The organism is Desulforegulaceae bacterium, from assembly GCA_034006035.1.
In the GTDB taxonomy this organism is placed as follows: domain Bacteria; phylum Desulfobacterota; class Desulfobacteria; order Desulfobacterales; family JACKCP01; genus JACKCP01.
Map to the genome: position 1 here is coordinate 193,523 of JAVETN010000004.1, position 6,188 is coordinate 199,710.

Sequence of the window (6,188 nt, forward strand, 5' to 3'; positions counted from 1 at the left end):
GAATTTATGGATCCAAAAAACAAAATTATCTTTGCCCTTGATTTCTCATCTTTTGAAGAAGCCAGGCTTTTTATTGATCTTTTAAAAAATAAAATTGGAGTTTTTAAAGTAGGTCTGGAGCTTTTTATAAAAGAAGGACAAAAGATTCTTGATTATATAAACCAAAATACTGGAAATGAAATTTTCCTTGATTTAAAGCTTTTAGATATTCCAAAAACTGTTGAAAGAAGTGTGGCAATTGTAAAGGATTTTAATGTTCGTTTTTTGACAGTTCATGCCCAGGACAGAAAAACTTTAGAAGCTGCTGTAAAAGGATCTGGCGGAAAAGTCGATATTTTAGGAGTTACTGTTCTTACTTCTCTTGGCAAACAAGACCTGAAAGAGCAGGGAATAGCAGAACCATATCTTAATAATTCCAGGGAACTTGTGGAAAAAAGAGCAAAATTTGCTTTTGATTCAGGAATTAAGGGAGTAATCTGTTCTCCTCTTGAGGCTTCTTTAATTAAAAACAAATTTGGTCCGGATTTTTTTGCTGTAACTCCTGGAATAAGAATGGCTCATAATGTAAATGATGATCAGTCAAGAACAGCCACTCCTTTTGAAGCAATAAAAAACGGAGCAGATTATATTGTTGTTGGCCGTCCTATAAAAAATGCCCAAAACCCTGAAAAAGAAGCAGAACAAATTGCTTTTGAAATTGAAAGGGGTTTAAAGGAAAAGGTGTAAAAATTTATGGCAGGAGAAGAAGCTTTTAAAAAAAATTATCAAAGATATGATAAATGGTTTGAGGATAATCCTTCTCTTTATGAAACAGAACTTGAGGCTTTAAAAAGATTTGTCCCAAAATCAGGAAAAGGTTTTGAATCAGGAGTTGGAACAGGAAAATTTGCTCTGCCTTTAAATATTGAGTTTGGAATTGATCCTGTAAAAGAAATGTTTGAAGAAGCCATAAAAAACGGGATTAAAACTGTTTGTGCCAAAGGTGAAAATCTTCCTTTTAAAGACAATTGCTTTGACTTTGGTCTTGCTGTAACAACTATTTGTTTTTATGATGATATTCTTTTGTCCTTTAAAGAGGCAAAAAGAGTTATTAAAAAAGGAGGATGCCTTGTTTTAGGTTTTGTTGACAATGGCTCCTGGATGGGTAAAGTTTACAGAGAAAAAAAACACAAAAACCCTTTTTATAAAGATGCTGTTTTTTATACTGTTGATGAAGTCAAAGAACTACTTGAAACAGCCGGGTTTGAAAAAATTGAAATTATTCAGGCAATTTTTGAGGATAATTTAAAAAAAATTGCCCAAGGTTACGGAAAAGGCGGTTTTGCTGTAATCAAAGGAGTAAAAGGTAGATAGTCATGGCATCATTTGAAAAAATTGAAGAGGCAAGAAAATTTTTAGGACTTTTTGACAGTGCAAGTATTCCTGAAGTTGAAAAAAAATATAAGGAGCTTTTAAATAAATGGCATCCTGATAAGAATTTGGATAATCAGGACAAGGCCAATGAAATGACAATTAAAATAATTGAAGCCCATAAAATTATAATGGAATATTTTATGAACTATAAAATTCCTTTTACAAAAGAAGATGTAATGAAATATTGCTCTCTTGATGAATGGTGGCTCAATAAATTCGGAGCTGATCCCCTCTGGTCAAACAAATAGGGGTTAAATTTTTTTAATTATTTTCTCTGGGTTTCCCTTAAACCTGATTCCCTAGGCATGCCATTGTCTGAAAAAACCTTGTTTCCCCAAAATCAAAAAGTTTGAGTTTATCGTCAGTTTTTATTCTATCCTTTATCTTCTAGAAGGTTAATATTTAACAGATACTCATTTTAGAAAAAAATTTAAAGAATCAAACAAATTTACAAACAAAAAACTTTTATTTTGAAAATGAATTGTGTTTTTTTGTTTATATCTTGTTTCTTTTTCCTTTATAATTCAATTAATTGACAATTAATCTGAGAGGACTTAATATGGTAATGTAAAACTTTTGTAAAAGTTAAATTAATCTAAAAAAGAGGTTAAAAAAATGACTTCAAATATACTTGGAATTGACATAGGCTCCACCGCTATTTCCCTTGCCCTCACAGATAAAAATAAAAACATTTTAAAAACCTCATATTCTTTTCATAAAGGAGAAATTGAAAAAAACCTTGAAAAAGCACTTGAAGATTTTGATTTAAGCCTTGTTTCAAATATTGTTGCAACAAGTTCAACTCCAACAACCATACAAAGAGATTTTGAATTTGATAATCAATCGGCTTTAATTACAGCTGCAAAAGAACTTAATCATTCTTTTGATTCAATTCTTTTTGTGGGTGGAGAAAAATTTGGACTCATTGATTTTGATGAAAACGGGAATTATAAAAATTTAAAAACCAATACCTCCTGTGCTGCAGGGACAGGAAGTTTTCTTGATCAACAGGCTGGAAGGCTTAATTTTTCAGGAACAGAAGAATTAAGTGAAACTGCATTTAAAAACAAGGGTAATTTCCCATTAATTGCCTCAAGATGTGCTGTTTTTGCAAAAACAGACCTTATCCATGCCCAGCAGGAAGGCCATACCTTTGACGAAATAAGTGATGGGCTTTGTTATGGGCTTGCAAAAAATCTTACAGATACTCTTTTTTCAGGGGAAAAAAAATACTCAAAAGTTCTTTTTTGCGGAGGAGTTTCATTAAACAAAGCTGTAAAAAAACATATTGAAAATATAATTGGAGTAAAACTTTATTCAGATAAATATTCCAATCTTTATTCTGCAATTGGTGCCTGTTTTATGCTTTGTGATGAAATTAGAAACAAAAGTATTGAAAAATCAAAAATAAATAAAGATAAAATTTTTATAAAATGTGAAAAAGAGAAAAAACTTTATTATCAGCCTTTGGAGCTTAAACTTTCAAAATATCCTGATTTTTCAAGTTTGGAAAAATTTGAGTTTGAATCCTTAAATTCAAAGAAAAATAAAGTTGAAACAGATATTTATGAAGAAATAAATAAAAATTCAGCTTTAGAGGCCTTTCTTGGAATAGATATTGGCTCAACAAGCACAAAAGCGGCTTTAGTCAACAACAATAAAAAAACAATAGCAGGATTTTATACAAGAACTGCTGGAAACCCTTTAAGGGCAGTTCAATCAATTCTTGAATGTATAGATTTTGTTTTTAAGAAAAAAAATTTTGAAATAAAAATAAAAGGATGTTCCACCACAGGTTCAGGAAGAAAATTCATTGGAAAAATTCTTGGAGCAGATCTTTGTGTTGATGAAATTACAGCCCATGCAAAAGCTGCAACAAAAATAAATCCAGATGTTGATACAATAATTGAAATCGGAGGACAGGACGCAAAATTTACCATCTTGAAAAATGGAATTGTAACTTTTTCTGTAATGAACAATGTCTGTGCAGCAGGAACAGGAAGTTTTATTGAAGAGCAGGCAAAAAAACTTGGAGTAAATATTACAAAATATTCAGAGCGTACAGACATGGTAAAAGCTCCGCTTTCAAGTGATAGATGCACAGTTTTTATGGAAAGAGATATAAATCATTATCTTGCAGAAGGTTATAGCGTAAATGAGGTGTTAGCTTCTGTCCTTCATTCTGTCCGGGAAAATTATCTTCTAAAAGTTGCTTCTGAAAGCCTGATTGGAGAGCATATTTATTTTCAGGGAGCAACAGCCAAAAACAAATCACTTGTTTCTGCGTTTGAGCAAAGACTTAAAAAGCCAATTAATGTATCCCGTTTTTGTCATTTAACAGGAGCCATTGGAGCAGGGCTTATTTTAAAAGAAGAGCAAAAAGGAAAAACCTCATTTAGGGGAATTGATCTTTATAAAAAAGAAATCCCCTTAAAGTCTGAAATATGTGGTCTTTGTAATAATAATTGTAAAATTACCATTGCAGAAATCAATGGAGAAAAGGCAGCGTATGGATTTTTGTGTGGAAGAGATTATGATACAAAAAAATATGTAAATAAAAACATTTCAGGTTTTGATCTTTTAAAGGAAAGAAAAAAGATTGAGACAAAAGCTTTTACAAATGTTGAAAAAATAGAAAATTCACCTGTAATAGGAATCCCTTTTGCTCTTCATTTAGCTGAAGATCATTCAAGGTGGAAAGAGTTTTTTTCTCTTCTTGGAATAAAAACCATTTCAAGTGAAAACTTTAAAGATGGTGTAACTAAAGGTAAAAAGATTTCTGAAACCGAGTTTTGTGCTCCTGCTTCATCAATGTTTGGTCATGTTGATTATTTGCTTGGAAAAGCTGATTATGTTTTTGTTCCTTTTTATCTTGAAGAAAAGGTTAAAAGCGGACAAAGTCAATATTGCTATTATACCCAGTATCTTCCCTCTCTTTTAAAAAGAATTGATACAAAACGAGTACTTAATCCTTTAATAAACTATCTTTATACTGGATTTCATTCAAAAATCGAGCTTTATAAAATGATTGAATCAATTCATCTTAAAAAAAGTTTTTTTGAAATAAGTGCAGCATTTGACAAGGCTTTGGAAATGAAGGAATCAAATGTTGAAAAGTTTAAAAAACTTTATGACGACCAGATAAAAGAAAATGATGATATAAATGTTGTTCTTCTTGGAAGACCCTATACTGTTCTATCAGATAAAATGAACAATAAAATTCCTGAAATTTTTGGAAATCTTGGAGTCAAAACTTTTTACCAGGATATGATTTCTGTTTTAGATGAAGATAATTTAGAAATCGAACCTCTTTTAAAAGATATCCACTGGAAATATGTTTCAAAAATTCTTCAAACAGCACAAAAAGCTGCTAAAACAAATAATTTATATCCTGTTTATATTACTTCATTTAAATGTTCGCCTGATTCCTTTGGGCTGAGATTTTTCAAGGAACTTATGGCAAAACATGAAAAGCCATATCTTGTTCTTGAACTTGACGAGCATGATTCAAGTGTTGGATATGAAACAAGAATTGAAGCAGCTGTAAGGGCTTTTAGAAATCATAGTGAAGCTGAAAATAAAAAAGAAAGTTTAAAAGATTATGATGATATGTTTTTCAAGCCTGAAAGAAATTTAAAAAACAAGCATCTTATTTTGCCTAACTGGGACAATCTAACCTGTAATTTTCTTATTAAGGTTTTAAAGCGTGAAGGAATAAGCACCTATCTTATTGAAGAAACAGACTCAACAATTTCAAAAAGTATGAAATTTAATACAGGGCAGTGTATTCCAGCAAATTCCATTGCCCAGGGATTTGTTGAAACAATTGAAAAATACAATCTCAATCCCAAAGATTGTGTTTTATGGATGAGCAAGGCAAATTTTTGCAATTTAAAGCTTTATCCCAATTTTATTCAAAGTATTTTAAAATCCTATGGAAATGGAATGGAAAAGGCAAAAATTTTCCACGGGGAGCTTACGCTTAAAGACATTTCCATTCGTGCATCGTTTAATACTTATTTTGCACATATGTTTGGTGGAATGATAAGAAAAATGGGGTGTAAAACAAGGCCTTATGAAATAACCAAAGGTGAAACAGATTTAGTTATAGAAAAAAGTAAAATAATAATGGAGCAGGCATTTCTTGGGAATATGTCAAAGGAAAATGCTGTTAAGCAAGTGGTTGAAGATTTTAAAAAAATAAAAATTAAACCCCGACAAAGGCCTAAGGTTGCCATTTTTGGGGATATTTATGTAAGAGACAATGATGTTATGAACCAAAATCTTGTTAAATTTATTGAAGAAAACGGAGGAGAGGTTTTAACAACTCCCTATACTGAACTTGCAAAGGTTATTGCTCCTTTGTATTTTAAAAAATGGTTCAATGAAAGGTTATTTGTAAACCTTTTGGGTGTAAAAATTCTTGCTGCAAACATGAAGCAGTTTGAAAAAAAATATATGAGATATTTTAATGAAATTTTAAAAGAACCTGAGCATTCCTATGATGAAAATCCTGAAAAAATTCTTGGAGAATTTGAAATAAGACCTGAAAATGCAGGTGAATCCATGGAAAATATTTTAAAGATTTTCTATCTTTCAAAGCATCACCCTGATTTAAGCCTTTTTGTTCAGGCAAACCCTGCTTTTTGCTGTCCATCCCTTGTAACAGAATCAATGAAAACTTTAATTGAAGAAAAAACTTCTATTCCTGTTGTTACAATTACTTATGATGGAACAGGTGGAGTTAAAAACCAAAGCATTGTTCCCTATCTTAA

Annotated in this window: 4 protein-coding genes; all 4 read left to right on the forward strand. The window is 31.0% G+C overall.

Annotated elements, in window-relative coordinates; genetic code table 11:
- Window positions 1–6 precede the first annotated feature (6 nt).
- Window positions 7–726: an orotidine-5'-phosphate decarboxylase gene (gene pyrF, locus RBR53_05210; protein MDY0132051.1), complete on the forward strand. Its 720-nt coding sequence runs from the start codon at window positions 7–9 to the stop codon at window positions 724–726.
- Window positions 727–732: 6 nt separating this feature from the next.
- On the forward strand, window positions 733–1,353 hold the full coding sequence (locus RBR53_05215; protein MDY0132052.1) for a class I SAM-dependent methyltransferase: 621 nt from the start codon (window positions 733–735) through the stop codon (window positions 1,351–1,353).
- 2 nt (window positions 1,354–1,355) lie between these two features.
- Window positions 1,356–1,661: a J domain-containing protein gene (locus RBR53_05220; protein ID MDY0132053.1), complete on the forward strand. Its 306-nt coding sequence runs from the start codon at window positions 1,356–1,358 to the stop codon at window positions 1,659–1,661.
- A gap of 367 nt (window positions 1,662–2,028) precedes the next feature.
- Window positions 2,029–6,188: acyl-CoA dehydratase activase (locus RBR53_05225; protein ID MDY0132054.1), on the forward strand; the 4,160-nt coding region annotated here is incomplete at its 3' end.

What these genes read in the sequence shown, in the direction of transcription:
- pyrF (MDY0132051.1), top strand. Translation starts at nt 7, where the DNA reads ATGGATCCAAAAAACAAAATTATCTTTGCCCTTGATTTCTCATCTTTT.
- RBR53_05215 (MDY0132052.1), top strand. Translation starts at nt 733, where the DNA reads ATGGCAGGAGAAGAAGCTTTTAAAAAAAATTATCAAAGATATGATAAA.
- RBR53_05220 (MDY0132053.1), top strand. Translation starts at nt 1,356, where the DNA reads ATGGCATCATTTGAAAAAATTGAAGAGGCAAGAAAATTTTTAGGACTT.